This is a genomic window from Ralstonia sp. NFACC01 (assembly GCF_900115545.1).
In the GTDB taxonomy this organism is placed as follows: Bacteria; Pseudomonadota; Gammaproteobacteria; order Burkholderiales; family Burkholderiaceae; genus Ralstonia; species Ralstonia mojiangensis.
On the sequence record NZ_FOWV01000005.1, the window covers coordinates 383,508 to 400,091 of the forward strand.

The 16,584-nt window shown below is 63.1% G+C and carries 21 protein-coding genes; 14 read left to right on the forward strand and 7 right to left on the reverse strand.

Annotated features, from left to right (window positions below; translation table 11 throughout):
* Positions 1-4 precede the first annotated feature (4 nt).
* The 7 genes from dmpE to BM136_RS15340 all read left to right on the forward strand — a co-directional run bounded on the left by dmpE (position 5) and on the right by BM136_RS15340 (position 5,112).
* Positions 5-787 carry a 2-oxopent-4-enoate hydratase gene (dmpE, locus tag BM136_RS15310; protein ID WP_045202774.1) on the forward strand — a complete coding sequence of 261 codons (783 nt, stop codon included), beginning with the start codon at positions 5-7 and terminating at the stop codon, positions 785-787.
* Positions 788-818: 31 nt separating this feature from the next.
* Positions 819-1,610 (forward strand): 2-oxo-3-hexenedioate decarboxylase, encoded by a 792-nt coding sequence (gene dmpH, locus BM136_RS15315; RefSeq protein ID WP_092972738.1) that lies wholly within the window; start codon positions 819-821, stop codon positions 1,608-1,610.
* Between the two features lie 37 nt (positions 1,611-1,647).
* Positions 1,648-2,583, forward strand: coding sequence for an acetaldehyde dehydrogenase (acetylating) (locus BM136_RS15320; RefSeq protein ID WP_092972740.1), 936 nt, complete (start codon positions 1,648-1,650; stop codon positions 2,581-2,583).
* A 13-nt stretch (positions 2,584-2,596) separates the two neighbouring features.
* A complete protein-coding gene (gene dmpG / locus BM136_RS15325; RefSeq protein WP_092972742.1) occupies positions 2,597-3,643 on the forward strand; it encodes a 4-hydroxy-2-oxovalerate aldolase in 1,047 nt (348 codons plus the stop codon).
* Between the two features lie 19 nt (positions 3,644-3,662).
* Entirely contained in the window at positions 3,663-3,872 is a 210-nt protein-coding gene (locus BM136_RS15330; protein WP_302848166.1) for a 2-hydroxymuconate tautomerase, read from the forward strand.
* Positions 3,873-3,948: 76 nt separating this feature from the next.
* Complete coding sequence (locus BM136_RS25395; protein ID WP_175537142.1) at positions 3,949-4,434, forward strand: hypothetical protein; 486 nt, start codon at positions 3,949-3,951, stop codon at positions 4,432-4,434.
* Between the two features lie 360 nt (positions 4,435-4,794).
* Positions 4,795-5,112 carry a hypothetical protein gene (locus BM136_RS15340; RefSeq protein WP_092972749.1) on the forward strand — a complete coding sequence of 106 codons (318 nt, stop codon included), beginning with the start codon at positions 4,795-4,797 and terminating at the stop codon, positions 5,110-5,112.
* 20 nt (positions 5,113-5,132) lie between these two features.
* On the opposite strand, the gene BM136_RS15345 is transcribed toward BM136_RS15340, so the two are convergent.
* A complete protein-coding gene (locus BM136_RS15345; RefSeq protein ID WP_175537143.1) occupies positions 5,133-5,399 on the reverse strand; it encodes a type II toxin-antitoxin system HicB family antitoxin in 267 nt (88 codons plus the stop codon).
* 234 nt (positions 5,400-5,633) lie between these two features.
* On the opposite strand from BM136_RS15345, the gene cydP reads away from it, so the two are divergent.
* Genes cydP through BM136_RS15370 form a run of 5 tightly spaced genes read left to right on the forward strand, consistent with a single transcriptional unit; the run spans position 5,634 to position 8,955 of the window.
* Positions 5,634-5,813, forward strand: a complete 180-nt coding sequence (cydP, locus tag BM136_RS15350; protein ID WP_092972754.1) for a cytochrome oxidase putative small subunit CydP — start codon at positions 5,634-5,636, stop codon at positions 5,811-5,813.
* A complete protein-coding gene (locus tag BM136_RS15355; protein WP_092972756.1) occupies positions 5,810-7,366 on the forward strand; it encodes a cytochrome ubiquinol oxidase subunit I in 1,557 nt (518 codons plus the stop codon). Before cydP ends, BM136_RS15355 begins: the two co-directional genes overlap by 4 nt.
* A gap of 10 nt (positions 7,367-7,376) precedes the next feature.
* Positions 7,377-8,519 (forward strand): cytochrome d ubiquinol oxidase subunit II, encoded by a 1,143-nt coding sequence (gene cydB, locus BM136_RS15360; RefSeq protein WP_092972758.1) that lies wholly within the window; start codon positions 7,377-7,379, stop codon positions 8,517-8,519.
* Between the two features lie 23 nt (positions 8,520-8,542).
* Positions 8,543-8,671 carry a cytochrome bd-I oxidase subunit CydX gene (gene cydX / locus BM136_RS15365; RefSeq protein ID WP_092972760.1) on the forward strand — a complete coding sequence of 43 codons (129 nt, stop codon included), beginning with the start codon at positions 8,543-8,545 and terminating at the stop codon, positions 8,669-8,671.
* An 11-nt stretch (positions 8,672-8,682) separates the two neighbouring features.
* Positions 8,683-8,955, forward strand: coding sequence for a cyd operon YbgE family protein (locus BM136_RS15370; protein ID WP_092973016.1), 273 nt, complete (start codon positions 8,683-8,685; stop codon positions 8,953-8,955).
* A 4-nt stretch (positions 8,956-8,959) separates the two neighbouring features.
* Here the strand turns inward: BM136_RS15370 and BM136_RS15375 are convergent, their stop codons facing one another.
* The 3 genes from BM136_RS15375 to BM136_RS15385 all read right to left on the reverse strand — a co-directional run bounded on the left by BM136_RS15375 (position 8,960) and on the right by BM136_RS15385 (position 10,509).
* The gene (locus BM136_RS15375; RefSeq protein ID WP_092972762.1) at positions 8,960-9,580 is read right to left on the reverse strand and encodes a DUF4126 domain-containing protein; all 621 of its coding nucleotides are present in this window, start codon (positions 9,578-9,580) and stop codon (positions 8,960-8,962) included.
* 79 nt (positions 9,581-9,659) lie between these two features.
* Positions 9,660-10,115 carry a YjjA family protein gene (locus BM136_RS15380; protein ID WP_092972764.1) on the reverse strand — a complete coding sequence of 152 codons (456 nt, stop codon included), beginning with the start codon at positions 10,113-10,115 and terminating at the stop codon, positions 9,660-9,662.
* Positions 10,116-10,305: 190 nt separating this feature from the next.
* Entirely contained in the window at positions 10,306-10,509 is a 204-nt protein-coding gene (locus tag BM136_RS15385; RefSeq protein WP_004631953.1) for a cold-shock protein, read from the reverse strand.
* Positions 10,510-11,084: 575 nt separating this feature from the next.
* Between BM136_RS15385 and clpS the strand changes: the two genes are divergently transcribed.
* Both clpS and clpA read left to right on the forward strand, forming a co-directional pair.
* Positions 11,085-11,411 carry an ATP-dependent Clp protease adapter ClpS gene (gene clpS, locus BM136_RS15390; RefSeq protein WP_011002382.1) on the forward strand — a complete coding sequence of 109 codons (327 nt, stop codon included), beginning with the start codon at positions 11,085-11,087 and terminating at the stop codon, positions 11,409-11,411.
* Entirely contained in the window at positions 11,408-13,696 is a 2,289-nt protein-coding gene (gene clpA / locus BM136_RS15395; protein WP_012762704.1) for an ATP-dependent Clp protease ATP-binding subunit ClpA, read from the forward strand. Before clpS ends, clpA begins: the two co-directional genes overlap by 4 nt.
* Before the next feature lie 68 nt (positions 13,697-13,764).
* On the opposite strand, the gene dut is transcribed toward clpA, so the two are convergent.
* The 3 genes from dut to coaBC are packed head-to-tail and all read right to left on the reverse strand — an operon-like array spanning position 13,765 to position 16,456.
* Positions 13,765-14,211 carry a dUTP diphosphatase gene (gene dut, locus BM136_RS15400; protein ID WP_024974963.1) on the reverse strand — a complete coding sequence of 149 codons (447 nt, stop codon included), beginning with the start codon at positions 14,209-14,211 and terminating at the stop codon, positions 13,765-13,767.
* Positions 14,208-15,254 (reverse strand): LLM class flavin-dependent oxidoreductase, encoded by a 1,047-nt coding sequence (locus BM136_RS15405; protein ID WP_092972766.1) that lies wholly within the window; start codon positions 15,252-15,254, stop codon positions 14,208-14,210. Before BM136_RS15405 ends, dut begins: the two co-directional genes overlap by 4 nt.
* Positions 15,251-16,456 (reverse strand): bifunctional phosphopantothenoylcysteine decarboxylase/phosphopantothenate--cysteine ligase CoaBC, encoded by a 1,206-nt coding sequence (gene coaBC / locus BM136_RS15410; protein WP_092972768.1) that lies wholly within the window; start codon positions 16,454-16,456, stop codon positions 15,251-15,253. Before coaBC ends, BM136_RS15405 begins: the two co-directional genes overlap by 4 nt.
* Positions 16,457-16,584: the final 128 nt, after the last annotated feature.

The following is a 16,584-nucleotide window of genomic DNA, read 5'->3' on the forward strand; positions in this document are numbered from 1 at the left end:
TCCCATGGACGCTCTCAAGATCCAACACTACGGCGATGCGCTCTACGAATCGCTGCGCTCGCGCACACCGGTGGAGCCGCTGACCGACCGCGAACCCGGCATCACCATCGACGACGCCTACCAGATCCAGCTGCGCATGATCAGCCGCCGCATCGAAGCCGGCGAAACCGTGATCGGCAAGAAGATCGGCGTGACCAGCCAGATCGTGATGGACATGCTTGGCGTGAACCAGCCCGACTTCGGCCATCTGCTCTCGGGCATGGTTTTCAACGAGGGCGAGCCGGTCGACACCGGCAAGATGATCGCGCCGAAGGCCGAGGCCGAGGTGGCCTTCGTGCTCTCACGGGACCTTTGCGGCCCCGGCGTGACGGCGGCCGACGTGCTGCGCGCGACCGACTGCGTGATGCCATGTTTCGAGATCGTCGATTCGCGCATCCGTGACTGGAAGATCAAGATCCAGGACACCGTGGCCGACAACGCCTCGTGCGGCGTCTTCACGCTGGGCGGCACGCGCCGCAGCCCGCGCGATCTTGATCTGGCGCTGGCCGGCATGGTGCTGGAGAAGAACGGCGAGATCGTGAGCACCTCGTGCGGTGCCTCCGTCCAGGGCTCGCCTGTGAACGCCGTGGCGTGGCTGGCGAATACGCTGGGGCGGCTTGGCATCGCGCTCAAGGCCGGCGATGTGATTTTGTCGGGTTCGCAATCGCCGCTCGTGCCGGTCAAGCCGGGTGACAGCCTTCACTGCAGCGTGGGCGGCCTCGGTAGCACCTCGGTGCGCTTCATCTGACACCCAATCGAGCATCGAGGAGACACACACCATGGCACTGAATCGCCAAACCATTGAAGCGCTGGCTGCGCATGTGGAATCCGCGCAGTTGCACGTACGCGACATCACCAAGATCACCGACGAATACCCCGACATAGACTGGGCCGATGCCTACGACATCCAGGACGAGATCCGTCGGCGCAAGGAAGCGCGCGGGCTGAAGATCGTCGGCTTGAAGGCGGGGCTGACCTCCTTCGCGAAGATGAAGCAAATGGGCGTTGAAACGCCGGTCTTCGGCTTCGTGAGCGAGGACATGGCCCGTGCGGAGGGCAGTGAAATTCGCATGTCGGAGCTGATCCATCCCAAGGTGGAAGCCGAGATCTGCATCGTCACAAAGGCTGCGCTGCGTGGTCCGGGCTGCCATGTCGGCAATGTGCTGGCGGCAATCGACTTCGTGATCCCGGCTGTCGAGATCATTGACAGCCGGTACCGCGATTTCAAGTTTGACCTCAAGAGCGTGATTGCCGATAACACGTCGGCCGCGCGTTTCGTGGTCGGTGGCCGTTCCCGCGGTCTGGAGGAGCTGGACCTGCGCACCCTGGGCGTGGTGCTGGAGAAGAATGGCCGCGCTGTCGCCATGGCGGCGGGCGCTGCCGTGCTTGGCCACCCGGCGGCCGCCGTGGCCATGATGGCCAACCACCTCGGCGCACGAGGCCAGGAGATCCCGGCTGGCACCTTCATCATGACCGGCGGCGTCACCGAGGCGATTGCGGTGGCAGCAGGCGACAGCGTATGCGTGCGTTTCCAGGATCTGGGCAACGTGTCGATGCGCTTCGTGAATTGAATGCCAAGTTGAACATTGCGTATTGGAGACCGCGACCATGACTCAAAAGATCAAATGCGCCCTGATCGGCCCCGGCAACATTGGCACCGATCTGCTGGCCAAACTGCAGCGCAGCCCCGTGCTGGAACCTGTGTGGATGGTGGGCATCGACCCGGAATCCGACGGGCTCAAGCGTGCCCGCGAGATGGGCATCAAGACCACGGCAGACGGTGTCGACGGCCTGCTTCCGCACGTGCTGGCCGACGGCGTGCAGATTGCCTTTGACGCCACCAGCGCCTATGTGCATGCGGAGAACTCCCGCAAGCTCAATGCGCTGGGCGTGTTGATGATTGACCTCACACCTGCGGCCATTGGCCCGTATTGCGTGCCGCCGGTTAACCTGAAAGAGCACCTCGGTCGCGCCGAGATGAACGTCAACATGGTGACCTGCGGCGGGCAGGCCACCATCCCGATGGTGGCGGCCGTCAGCCGCGTGCAACCCGTGGCGTATGGCGAGATCGTTGCTACGGTGTCGAGCCGGTCGGTGGGGCCGGGCACCCGCAAGAACATCGACGAATTCACGCGCACCACGGCCGGTGCGGTCGAGCGCGTGGGTGGAGCGAAGAAGGGCAAGGCCATCATCGTCATCAACCCCGCCGAGCCACCGCTGATCATGCGCGATACCGTGCATTGCCTGACGGAAACTGAGCCGGATCAGGCGGCCATCACCGCGTCGATCCACGCGATGATCAAAGAGGTACAGAAGTACGTGCCGGGCTACAAGCTCGTCAACGGCCCGGTGTTCGACGGCAACCGCGTGAGCGTGTTCCTGGAGGTCGAGGGCCTAGGCGATTACCTGCCCAAGTACGCCGGCAACCTCGACATCATGACCGCCGCTGCCGCGCGCACTGCCGAGATGTTCGCCGAGGAGATCCTCAAGGGTGAACTGACCCTGCGCGCCACCTCGGCCGCCCCCGCCGCTGAAACCGCCTGACGAGGAGCCTCACATGACTACGCTGCAAGGCAAGAGCATTACCGTTCACGACATGACGTTGCGCGACGGCATGCATCCCAAGCGCCACCTGATGACGCTTGAGCAGATGCGCTCCATTGCGCAGGGGCTGGACGCCGCCGGAGTTCCCCTGATTGAAGTCACCCACGGCGACGGTCTGGGCGGCTCATCGCTCAACTACGGCTTTCCCGCGCACAGCGACGAGGAGTACCTGGGTGCAGTCATCCCGCTCATGAAGCAAGCCAAGGTGTCGGCGCTGCTGCTGCCCGGTATTGGCACGGTTGACCATCTCAAAATGGCGCGTGAACTCGGCGTGCATACGATTCGCGTGGCCACGCACTGCACTGAGGCCGACGTCTCGGAGCAGCACATCAGCTACGCGCGCAAGCTCGATATGGACACCGTCGGCTTTCTAATGATGGCGCATATGAACAGCCCCGAAGGCTTGGTCAAGCAAGCCAAGCTGATGGAGAGCTACGGCGCCAACTGCATCTACATCACCGACTCAGCCGGCTACATGCTGCCCGATGACGTGAAGGCGCGCCTTGCTGCCGTGCGCGACGCGCTCGAGCCTGAGACCGAACTGGGTTTCCATGGCCACCACAACCTGGCCATGGGCATTGCCAACTCCATTACCGCGATCGAATGCGGTGCTACGCGCATCGATGCGGCTGCAGCGGGGCTGGGAGCCGGTGCAGGCAATACGCCAATGGAGGTGCTGGTGGCGGTGTGCGACCGCATGGGCATCAAGACCGGCGTGGATGTTTGGAAGATTCAGGACGTGGCTGAAGACCTTGTGGTGCCCATCATGGATTTCCCCATCCGCATCGACCGCGATGCGCTCACGCTCGGCTATGCCGGTGTGTACGGAAGCTTCCTGCTGTTCGCCAAACGTGCAGAAAAGAAATACGGTGTACCGGCGCGTGATCTGCTGGTCGAACTGGGCCGGCGCGGCATGGTGGGCGGTCAGGAAGACATGATCGAGGACACGGCACTCACCATGGCTCGTCAGCGCGGCATCCTGGCAGCGCAGGCGGCCTGACTATCGCCGGCCATTGCAAATACCAAGGAGGAAAGCCATGCCGTTTGCACAGATCTACATGATCGAAGGTCGCACCACCGAGCAGAAGCGCGCCGTAATCGACAAGGTTACGACCGCCCTTGTCGAGGCGACCGGCGCTCCGAAGGAGAACGTCCGGGTATGGATCCATGACGTGCCAAAGGAGAACTGGGGCATTGCGGGCGTGTCGGCAAAGGATCTGGGGCGGTAGCTCAACTGCCCTGGGTCCCCGGATTTGGCAGCCGTAGCAGGGCGGAGTTTTACGGGCGATTCAGCGAGAATGATCGATGCATGTCGCTCGCGGCACCCCGCCGTGGATGTGGAAAAACCCCGGCAGCTTCGGCTCGCCGGGGTTTTTTGTTTTAAGCGCAGCCGACCATCTGCAGATGCTCGCAGTCTTGACCGGTTCGTACTCGCAAAAAGGGCGGGCGAGCCCCAACAAGCCCCAACGCCGATGCTGCAACAAGGGCGCCGCGGCCTATGCGCTGGGCCTCGCCCATGAATCAGCGGGGTTGCTCGGGGTGTTCTGGCGAGTCCGTCGTGCTGGTTGCGGAATGCTTGGGGGCTGCGGCGCGCGCGGACAGGGCACGCAAAAATTCACGCGCAGCGCCAACACCTTTCTGATATTTGGCGAGCGAATTGCCAGCCGGGGAATCGACGGATTGGGAGATCGAGCGGGTCACGGCATTCCTCTTCATGTGATGAACGGAACCGCGCCCAACCCATGGGAGAGGGGTGGGCGAGCACAGGCAAGGTGGAAAACCGATGCGTAACAGTCGGCGCGGCCGAAGCCGCTCATGCCTGGCTCGCCCCAGGAGGGAGACGAAGCCAAGCCATAGCAATCGAGGGCAAGAACCTATGCTCGGTTCTCACCCGTTACGCACGAGGTTTCCACACCTCGATCGCTTTCCCTATGGCACTGAAAGCGATGGCGCAGAGTGTACCGATGGCCGCTTCGTCTGAGCAGGGGCGAAACTATAAATCAGAATTTGCTGACGACCGGCGCCAATGCCGCCCGGTGTGCCCTGTTGGATGACTGGTCTCTCGGTTTCCTGTTGGTCCGGCAACGTCGCCGAGCACTCCCGCAAAGCCCGGCGTACACTAAAAAATCTACTCAGTAGGGGAGAAACATCATGCCCGAGACCGACCCCAAGAGCACTTTTCGCGGGCTTCCATTGACTCCCGAACAAGATGCTGAGATTCGTCATTACATAAAGCAAAAGATGCACCGAGGCGAGCCATGGGACACGCCCGAGTTGGGTGCCATGCTGGACGATATGCTGGAGCCTCCTCCCGGCGAGCTGGAGGAGTCGGATGAATTCCTGGCCGAAGAGCGAGGCGAAATAGAACGCGCGGCCTCCTCGATTGATGAGGCAATGGATCCGATTGAGGCCAGCGAAGAACTGAACGCCGCGAGAGAATCCGAGGCCATGAAGAAGCCGCAGCACTAGAGGTTGCCGACGGGTGGACGTCACCTGTCGCTGACGGCCGCATTGATCTGCAGCACAAGCCGGTCAGGCAGGCTGATGTTCAGGCGCACGGCCTTCGATCCGATCCTGGTGAGGTCAATGTTGACGAACAGCCAGCATCCGCTGTCGTCCTCGCTGAACATCCTGCATAGCGAATTGACGTCGTGGGCGAGTGCACGAACATCTTGATCGCCGTCTTCATGCATCGGCTCGACGGCTTCCTGCGCGTTGCGTTTCAGTTCTTCCAGCGTTGCGCCGGAGGTGTTCACGCACGAGAGGGCTAGCGGCCTCCGTGGCAAAACGTCACGAAAAACGCCGTCGACGGCGGCCCGCTCAAGCGCCCGATACCTCACAACTCCCCTCAGAAATGGTTTGTCACCCCTTCCATCCATGACTAGACTGGATCACATGTGACTTTCTGTGCTGGATCACATGTGACTTTCTGTGCCACTGGCCGGGACCCCCTGCAAGTGGCACCGACGCGCGCCAAGTCTCGTCCGCCCGTGAGCCCCAACGACCGCCGACTCGTCCGCCATCTGCTCATCGTCGTCGCCATCAAGCTGGTGGTGCTGAGCGCGCTGTGGTGGGTATTCGTGCGAGATCACCGGGTGCCGGTCGATGCCGAGCGGGCCGCTGATCGCCTGATCGTGACACCGTCAGCAGCGCAGGGAGGGCAACCGTGATTTCCGAACATCTCGTCGATCTGTCCCGGCTTCAGTTTGCGGCCACGGCGATGTACCACTTCCTGTTCGTGCCGCTCACGCTGGGCATGGTCTGGCTGCTGGTCATCATGGAAAGCGTCTACGTGATGACCAACAAGGTCATCTGGAAAGACATGACGCGCTTCTGGGGCAAGCTGTTCGGCATCAACTTTGCGCTGGGCGTGACGACGGGCATCACGCTCGAATTCCAGTTCGGCACCAACTGGGCGTATTACTCGCACTACGTGGGCGATGTCTTTGGTGCGCCGCTGGCCATTGAAGGGCTGATGGCGTTTTTTCTGGAATCCACCTTTATCGGCCTGTTCTTCTTCGGGTGGGATCGCCTTTCCAAGACGCAGCACTTGCTGGTGACGACGCTGATGGCGATCGGCACCAACCTTTCCGCGCTGTGGATTCTGATCGCCAACGGCTGGATGCAGAACCCGGTCGGTGCCGAATTCAACTGGCAGACCATGCGCATGGAGATGCACGACTTCTGGGCCGTGGTCTTCAACCCCATCGCGCAGGCCAAGTTCGTGCATACCGTGTCGGCGGGTTACGTGACGGGCGCGATGTTCGTGCTGTCGATTTCGAGCTGGTACTTGCTGCGCGGCCGCGATGTGGAATTCGCGCGGCGCAGCTTTCGCGTGGCGGCGGCGTTCGGGCTGGCCAGCGTGTGCTCCGTGATCGTGCTGGGCGACGAGTCCGGCTACACCGTGGGCGAAGCGCAGCAAACCAAGATGGCCGCCATCGAGGCCATGTGGGAGACCGAGCCCGCGCCGGCCAGCTTCAACGTGATTGCGTCGATCAACCAGCGCGAGCAGAAGAACGACTGGGCGGTCGAGATTCCGTGGGTGATGGGGCTGATCGGCACGCGCTCGGTGTCCAAGCAGATTCCGGGAATCCATGAGATCAAGGCGCGAAATCGCGGCCGAATCATGAGCGGTATCGAAGCTGTGGCCGCGCTGGAAACGGTGCGCCAGCACCCCGGCGATGCGGCGGCGCTCCAGACCCTGCAGATCCATCAGCAAGACTTGGGCTTTGGCCTGCTGCTCAAGAAGTACGTGGCCGACGTGCGGCAAGCCACGCCCGAGATGATCGACAAGGCCGTCGACGATACCGTGCCGCGCGTTTGGCCGATGTTCTGGGGTTTTCGTGTGATGGTCGGGTTGGGCTTCCTGATGCTGGCGCTGTTTGGCCTGTCGTTCTGGAGCACGTTGCGGCCGCAGCGCAAGGCACCGGCATGGCTGCTGCGCTGTGCGCTGTGGATGCTGCCCGCGCCATGGATCGCCATCGAGCTGGGTTGGGTGGTGGCGGAGTACGGCCGTCAGCCGTGGACCATCTACGGCGTGCTGCCCACGCATCTGAGTGTGTCGACGTTGAGCGAGGCCAGCCTGTATGGGTCGCTCGCGGGCTTCATCGGTTTCTACACGCTGCTGCTGATCGTTGAGATGTACCTGATGATCCGGTTCGCGCGCCAGGGGCCGGGCAGCCTCGGCACTGGCCGCTACGATTTCGAAGCCGCCCACGCCTGAGGAGAACGCCATGTTCGATTACCCAACCCTCAAGGTCATCTGGTGGCTGCTCATCGGCGTGTTGCTGATCGGCTTTGCCATCATGGACGGACACGACATGGGCGTCGGCACGCTGCTGCCCTTTGTCGGCAAGACGGACGACGAGCGCCGCGTGATGATCAACACCATCGGCCCGCACTGGGACGGCAACCAGGTCTGGTTTATCACGGGCGGTGGCGCCATCTTTGCCGCGTGGCCGCTGGTATACGCCACCGCGTTCAGCGGGTTCTACTGGGCGATGCTGGCGGTGCTGTGGGCGTTGTTCTTCCGGCCGGTCGGGTTTGACTACCGGAGCAAGATCCATAACGCCACGTGGCGCAAAGTGTGGGACGTGGGCCTCTTCATCGGGGGCGCGGTGCCGCCGCTCATCTTTGGCGTGGCGTTCGGCAACCTGCTGCAGGGCGTGCCGTTTCACTTCGACAACTTCATGGTGGTGACGTACACCGGCACGTTCTGGCAACTGCTGAATCCGTTTGCCATCCTGACGGGCGTGGTGTCGAGCGCGATGATCACCATGCATGGCGGCATCTATCTCGCCCACCGGACGGAGGGCGTTGTCCAACAACGCGCCACCAGTGCTGCCACTGGCGCAGCCATCGTCGCGGTGGTGGCGTTTATTGCGGCCGGCGCATGGTTGCACGCCGGCAGCATCGAAGGCTACGTCATCACGTCGGCTATCGACCCCGCGGGGCTTGCCAACCCGATGGCCAAGACCGTCGCGCGCACGGCTGACGCATGGTGGCGCAACTATCAGAAGCAGCCGTTGCTGTGGGCGTTGCCGGCAATTGGCGTGATTGGCCCGCTGCTGGCCGTCGTGCTGTCGCGGGCGGGGCGCACGCTTACTGCGTTTGTGCTGTCGTCGCTGGGGCTGGCGGGCATCATCACCACGGCCGGGGCATCGATGTTCCCGTTCGTGCTGCCTTCGTCCAGCATGCCCGGCGCCAGCCTCACGGTGTGGGACAGCGTTTCCAGCCACTTCACGCTGGGCCTGATGTTCTGGGCGGCGATCATCTTCACGCCCATCGTCATCGCCTACACAAGCTGGTGCTACCGCGTGATGCGCGGCAAGGTGACGGTCGAACACATCCGCGCCAACGAGCACTCGGCTTACTAACCGCCGCACAGGAGAGCAAATCCATGTGGTACTTCAGTTGGGTCCTGGGTGTCGGCTTTGCTGTGCTGCTGGCGGTGCTCAACGCAATGTGGGGTGAGGTGAGCGACGACCGCGCCGCCAACGCGAACAATCCGAACTCGGACCGCGAGTGAGCACAGCCAACGTGAGCACCACCGACAAGCCGCGCATCCACGCCGCCAGCCTGGCAGCCGGGTTGCTCGTGATGGCGGTGGGCACGGTGTATCCGTACATCCTCGCCAATCGCGACGGGCATGCCGACCATGGTCTTGCCGTGCTGCTGTTCTGGGCGATGAGCGCGGGGCTGGTGCGCGGTGTGGGGTTTGTTCCGCGCAACAAGGTCTGGCGCGTGCTGTTTTCCGGGTGGGCGTGCGCGCTGGCCCTGACGTTGTTCTGGCTGCTGCGCGCCTTTGGATAGCGCCTTAGCGCGGCAGCCGGGTGGTGCCGGCCGGCGGCGGCTCAGGTGATCGCCCGCGCAGCGCATCCCGCAGGCGCCGCACGCCGCGCCACAGCTTGGGCAGTAACCACACCGATACCAACAGCAGCAGCCCCAGGACCACCAAGAACGCAACTGGCAGGAAAAATGCCATCAGCAAACCACCGCTGGCGGCTACGTCTTCACTGAACGACGCCACCCAGTTCGAGAACGGTTCCGGCGACGTGTTGATCAGCGCGCGCGTACCGGCCTTGGTGGCATGTGCCGTGCCGGCCAGCGTCCCGCCAATCAGTCCGGCAGCCACCATCCATTGCGGATCGAGCTGCCCGAACGCGGCCGCAGCCAGAATCGCGCCCGCAGGCACGCGGATGAAGGTCTGAATGCCATCCCAAACGGAATCGAAACCGGGAATCTTGTCGGCGAGAAATTCCGCCACGGCCAGTACGCCGGCCAGGCCAATCACCCACCACGATTCCAGCATCTGCAGGCCGGGCGGCAAATGCAGCCAACCCGTGCGGCCGAGTACGCCAGCAGCAAATACGGCCAGATAGAGGCGGAATCCGCTGGTCCAAGACAGCCCGGCGGCCAGCGCGGCGGTTTCCAGCATGAGGCTCCCTCGGGGCGTGGAAGACAGGCGAACGGTCAGTCGATATTGCAGTGTAGTGCGCGCTTGCCTGCGCCGCGGCTCAAAGCAGGGATTTGCCCTGCGACAGGATCTTGTCGCACGCCTGCCGGGTGATTTGCGACTTGATGCTGCTCAGGTCGAATGAGTTGCCATCCGAGCCGGTCAGGATGCCTTTTGTGCCGTCGGTGTAACCCGGGTTGGACGTCGGCGCACCGCCCAGCTTGCCGAGCAGCTTGTCCTTGACCGACGCCGCATCGGTCGCGCCGCCCAGGTAATTGTTCTTCATGCAGAACTCCAGCACGCCAGCTACATTGCCGGTGCTCCCCGACGTCAATGACCCGAGCGACGGCACACCGCCCGGGCTGCCAATGCTGCCAAGGCCGCCTGTGGCGCCCTGGCTGTTGCCCTGCGTGGCCCCCTTGATGAGGTCGCCAAGCTGGGCGCGGGCGGCTGCGGGAAATAGCACGGCAATCAGCAGCGTGGCCGTGGCGGCGGTGCGGGGCAGAGAATGTTTCATGGGCGGGGGCTCCTTGAAATGACACGGGGATCATCCATGCCGTAGCGCACAACCCGCTGAAATGACGTGTTGCGCGCGGCGAGATATCTCCGGCATTGTCTCGCGCCGCGGCAACAAAAAACCCGGCATATCGCCGGGTTTTTTGCATTTGGACACCGTCGCCATCCGGCGGGGTGCCGCGCAACGCCTATCAGGCAGCCTGGATGTTGGTGGCCTGCTTGCCCTTCGGGCCTTGCGTCACTTCAAACGAGACGCGCTGATTTTCCTTGAGCGTCTTGAAGCCAGCCATTTGGATGGCCGAGAAATGCGCAAACAGCTCTTCACCGCCTTCGTCAGGCGAGATGAAACCGAAACCCTTGGCGTCGTTAAACCATTTGACCGTACCGAGTGCCATGAAAACCCCTCCGTTAAAACACAAGTCCGAGCCGGGAGGTATGCCTGTCGGGGCAGTGCAGAGCGGTACCGCGCAGTCATCGCCCGGCCGCCGGCCAGCACGGCACGACGAATGGCGCGGGTGGAACCGCGCCGCAAGCGATCGGTCTTCTTGTGGCAAACGCCACAGCCTGAAGCGGTTGTCGATCTGTTGTCGACTGGTGTGAGGCCTCCCGGGCTCACCATTCATGCGGCTCGCTGCCAACGGTTTGCGGGGCAGTAGGGCGCACATGCTGAATTCGATTGTTCGAGGATTGTAAGAGACTGTCAAGGCCACAAAGGGTGGGTTTGTGGCGAAAAACGGTCAGTTTCTGAAGAGGTTTTGCTCGAAATCCAGCCGATCGCCTCCAAGTACGGAAAACGATTGGCATCTCAGGCGCGGAGCTTGCGCCGGTTCCAGCCAACGCAGGGGCGGTAAAACGCCTCGCGCCCGAGGGCTGACGGACGCACGCTCCACGGGCCAAACCGTTTGTAGACCTTGAAGTCGGTGTTATTTCCCCAAATTGCGAACTCGAAAGGAGTGGTTAGAATAAGACCATGGCAATCCGGCAAGCGACCACTCCACAACACGATGCAGGCACCGTCCTCGAGCGGAAAGAGCAAGCGCTCAAACCGCCCGCGATGTACAAGGTGCTGCTGCTCAACGACGACTACACCCCGATGGAATTCGTCGTGATGATTCTTCAGCAGTATTTCAGCAAAGACCGGGAGACCGCCACACAGATCATGCTGACTGTGCATCGGGAAGGTAGGGGCGTGTGCGGTATCTACACACGGGATATCGCCGCGACGAAAGTGGAATTAGTGTCAACCCATGCACGGCAAGCGGGGCATCCGCTGCAGTGCGTGATGGAGGAAGCATGATCGCGCAAGAACTGGAAGTCAGCCTGCACATGGCGTTTGTCGAAGCCCGGCAGGCTCGCCACGAATTCATTACGGTGGAGCATCTGCTGCTTGCGCTGCTGGACAATCCGACGGCCGCGGAGGTGCTGCGCGCCTGCGCCGCCAACATCGAAGACCTTCGCACGCATCTGAAGAACTTCATCGCCGACAACACGCCTGTGGTGCCCGGCACGGACGAGGTGGACACGCAACCCACGCTGGGTTTTCAGCGCGTGATCCAGCGCGCCATCATGCACGTGCAATCCACGTCCAACGGCAAGAAGGAAGTGACGGGCGCGAACGTGCTTGTCGCCATCTTCGGCGAGAAGGATTCGCACGCGGTGTACTACCTGCAGCAGCAGGGCGTGACCCGGCTGGACGTCGTGAACTTCATCAGCCACGGCATCCGCAAGGACCAGGCTGAGCCCGCCAAGCAGGGCGAAGGCAACCCCGAAGGCGAAGGCGGCGACGGGAAGGAAAGCCCGCTGGAGCAGTTCACCCAGAACCTGAACGCGCTGGCCAAGGCCGGCAAGATCGACCCGCTGATCGGCCGTGAGCAGGAAGTCGAGCGCGTGGTGCAGGTGCTGTGCCGCCGCCGCAAGAACAACCCGCTGCTGGTGGGCGAGGCCGGTGTCGGCAAGACGGCCATCGCGGAAGGTTTGGCATGGCGCATCACGAAGGGCGAAGTGCCGGACATCCTCGCGAAGTCCGTCGTCTATTCGCTCGACATGGGCGCGCTGCTGGCCGGCACGAAGTACCGCGGCGACTTTGAGCAACGCCTGAAGGGAGTGCTGAAGTCGCTCAAGGACAATCCGAACGCGATCCTGTTCATCGACGAGATCCATACGCTGATCGGCGCTGGTGCGGCTTCGGGCGGCACGCTGGACGCAAGCAACCTGCTCAAGCCGGCGCTATCGTCGGGCGCACTCAAATGCATCGGTGCGACGACGTTCACGGAATATCGCGGCATCTTCGAGAAAGACGCAGCGCTGTCCCGCCGCTTCCAGAAGATCGACGTGGTGGAGCCGACGGTTGATCAGACCGTGCAGATTTTGCGCGGCCTGAAGTCCCGCTTTGAAGAGCACCACGGCGTGAAGTACGCGTCGTCGGCACTCACGGCTGCGGCTGAATTGTCGGCCCGCTTCATCACCGACCGCCATTTGCCGGACAAGGCGATCGACGTGATCGACGAAGCCGGTGCAGCGCAGCGCATCCTGCCGAAGTCGAAGCAGAAGAAGACGATCGGCAAGGGTGAGATCGAAGACATCGTTTCGCGTATCGCCCGTGTCCCGCCGCAAAGCGTGTCGCAGGACGATCGCAGCAAGCTGCAGACGCTGGAGCGCGACCTGAAGTCGGTCGTGTTCGGGCAGGATCCGGCCATTGATGCGCTCGCTTCGGCGATCAAGATGTCGCGTGCAGGCCTGGGCAAGACGGACAAGCCGATTGGCTCGTTCCTGTTCAGCGGCCCCACGGGCGTGGGCAAGACCGAAGTCGCCAAGCAGCTCGCATTCATCTTGGGCATCGAGCTGATCCGCTTTGACATGTCGGAGTACATGGAGCGCCATGCGGTGAGCCGATTGATCGGCGCGCCTCCGGGCTACGTGGGCTTCGATCAGGGCGGTCTGCTGACGGAAGCTGTGACCAAGAAGCCGCATTGCGTGCTGCTGCTGGATGAGATCGAGAAGGCCCACCCGGACATCTTCAACATCCTGCTGCAGGTGATGGACCACGGCGCGCTGACGGACAACAACGGCCGCAAGGCGGATTTCCGCAACGTGATCATCATCATGACGACCAATGCGGGCGCCGAGACGATGAACAAGGCAACGATCGGTTTCACCACGGCGCGCGAACAGGGCGACGAGATGGCCGACATCAAGCGCATGTTCACGCCGGAGTTCCGCAACCGTCTGGACGCAACCATCAGCTTCCGCTCGCTCGATGAGGAAATCATCATGCGCGTGGTCGACAAGTTCCTCATGCAGCTGGAAGAGCAGTTGCACGAGAAGAAGGTGGATGCCATCTTTACCGAGAAGCTGCGTCGCTTCCTGGCGAAGAAGGGCTTCGACCCGCTGATGGGTGCACGCCCGATGCAACGGTTGATTCAAGACCTGATCCGCAAGGCGCTGGCCGACGAGCTGCTGTTCGGCAAGCTGGTGAACGGCGGAAAGGTGGTCGTGGATCTGGACGATGCGGATGCGGTGAAGCTGGAGTTCTCCGAGAACGAAGCGCCGCCGGCACCTGCCCAGGAAGAAGCGGAAGCTTGACGAAGTTTGTCGCACCAAACAAAAGGCCCGGAATCTCCGGGCCTTTTTCTTATGTGTGGGCGATGTTGTCAGTGGCGCCCGGTGCTGCCGAAACCACCTGCGCCACGCTCGCTCTCGGCAAAGTCATCGACGATGTTCAGCTCTGCCTGCACCACCGGCACGATCACGAGTTGTGCAAGGCGCTCCATCGGATTGAGCACGAACGCCGTGCTGCCACGGTTCCACGTGCTGACCATGAGCTGGCCCTGGTAGTCGGAATCGATCAGGCCGACCAGGTTGCCGAGCACGATGCCGTGCTTGTGGCCCATGCCAGAGCGCGGCAGGATCAGCGCGGCATAACCCGGATCAGCCAGGTGGATGGCCATGCCGGTCGGGACCAGATGCGTGGTGCCGGGCTCAATGGTGAGCGGGGCGTCGATGCATGCGCGCAGGTCCAGCCCGGCGCTGCCGGTGGTGGCGTACTGCGGGAGCTGTTCGTGCAGGCGGGCGTCGAGGATCTTGACGTCGAGTTTCATGCGGGGCAGGCCGAAGAGGTTGCAGAAGCCGGAGATGGTAGCGCAAACGCCTCCGCCAGCAGCTCATATGAACGCAGGCGCGCCTTGTAGCTGGGTGCGACGGTCAGCACGATCAGTTCATCGGCGACGAAGCGTTCCTTGAGCGCATGCATCTGTTCGGCCACGGATTCCGGTGTGCCGATGATGCTGCGTGGCCGCTCGCGCATGACGATGGCCTGGTCGCGCTCGGTGTAGACGTGGGCTTCGCCTTGCTCGACAGTCGGGATCGGACCGTTCACGCCGAGCGCCATCTGCACGCGGCGCAGGTCGATGGCGGCTTCATAGCGGCGCGCTTCCGCCTCGGTATCAGCCGCGATCACGAAGACGGCGGCGGCGCTATACGGGCGCGCATCGTAGCCGGGCTCGAAATCCGTGCGGTACTGCTGGGCGACGATGTGCCCGACGTGCGGGTTGATGAAATGCGCGAACGCGAAACGGATGCCCAGGCGCGCGGCCAGCGCCCCACCAAAATCGCTGGAGCCGAGCATCCACAACTCGGGCTTGGTATCGATCTCGGGTTGTAGTAGAACGCCGGCTGCGGGGTGGTCTGGCGGCAGCGTGCCTGTCAGGTGCCAGATCAGTTCCTGCACCTGCTGCGGGAAGATGTCGCCGCGGTTGTAATCGCCCATGGCCACGGCTTGCGCGGTGCGCATGTCGCCGCCGGGTGCGCGGCCGACACCCAGGTCGATGCGGTTCGGGAACAGTGCTTCCAGCAGGCGGAACTGCTCGGCCAGCTTGAACGGGCTGTAATACGGCAGCATCACGCCGCCAGAGCCCACGCGTAAGTGCCTCGTGGCGCTCGCCACGCGGGCAATCATCACTTCCGGCGCGGGGTTGCTCACGCCGCGCAGGCCGTGGTGCTCGGCGCACCAGTAGCGCGTGTAGCCGAGCGAATCCGTCAGTTGCGCCAGATCGACCGTCGCGGCAATGGCGTCGCGTGCGCTGTGGCCGTAGATGACCGGGCTTTGGTCCAGGACCGATAGACGGATCGGCGCGGCGCTCATGACCGTGCTCCATGGACGCGGTCGGCGATGGCGGCGACGATCTGGCGCGCCAGCGTCAGCTTGTCGGCGCGCGGCAAGCGCGTGATGCCCTTTGCATCGAAGAGTGCGACTTCGTTGTCGTCGCGGCCGAAGGTCTGCTGCCCAAGATTGCCGACCAGCAGAGGAATGCCTTTCTTCTTGCGCTTGGCCTCGCCGAACTCTTCCAACCGTTCGGTTTCGGCCGCAAAGCCGACGCAGAAAGGCGCATTCGCCCTGCGCGCCACACCGGCCAGGATGTCCGGGTTCTGTGTGAACGTAAGTGACGGTACGTCGGAATCGTTCTGCTTCTTGAGCTTCTGTTCCGCGGCTTGCGCCACGCGCCAGTCGGCCACAGCGGCCACGGCAATGAAGATGTCGTTCTTCGCCGCATCCAGCTCGTGCATGACGGCGTCGTGCATTTGCTGGGCGGTTTGCACATCGATGCGCAGCACGCCTGCGGGCGTGTCCTGATGGCACGGCCCGGCAACCAGCGTGACTTCTGCACCGGCCTGCGATGCGGCCCGCGCCAGCGCAAAACCCATCTTGCCGCTGGACAGATTCGTGATGCCGCGCACCGGGTCGATCGGCTCGAAGGTCGGGCCGGCCGTCAGCAGCACGCGGTGACCGCGCAGCAGCTTGGGCTGGAAGAAGCCGATGAGCTGCTCGACGATGTCTTCGGGCTCTAGCATGCGGCCGTCGCCGACTTCGCCGCAGGCCTGGTCGCCGGCATCGGGGCCGAGCAGGGTGACGTCATCCGCGCGCAACTGGGCGGCGTTACGTTGGGTGGCGGGCGCGGCCCACATCTGCCGGTTCATCGCGGGCGCGACGAGCAGCGGGCAATCGCGCGCGATGCACAGCGTGGAGAGCAGATCGTCGGCCATGCCGTGCGCGAGCTTGGCCAGAAAGTCGGTGGACGCCGGCGCGATGACGATGGCATCCGCCTCGCGCGAGAGGTCGATATGCGGCATGTTGTTGCCGATGCGGCCGTCCCACTGCGACGTGAAGACAGGTCGCCCGGAAAGCGCCTGCATTGTCACTGGCGTGATGAAGTGCGCGGCGGCCTCGGTCATCACCACCTGCACGGTTGCGCCCGCATTGGTCAACAGCCGCACCAGCTCGGCCGACTTGTAGCACGCGATGCCGCCGGTCAGGCCGAGCACGAAATGTTTGCCTTGCAGTTCCATAACAACCCGCTTGGGAATCCGATTGACGCAATATGCGCGGGCAGGATACAACCCGGTGCCCGGGGCTTCCTGCTGAACAGAGGCGATGATACCGGCTTGCCCCGCGGCGCGTCTGGCGCTCGGGTTTT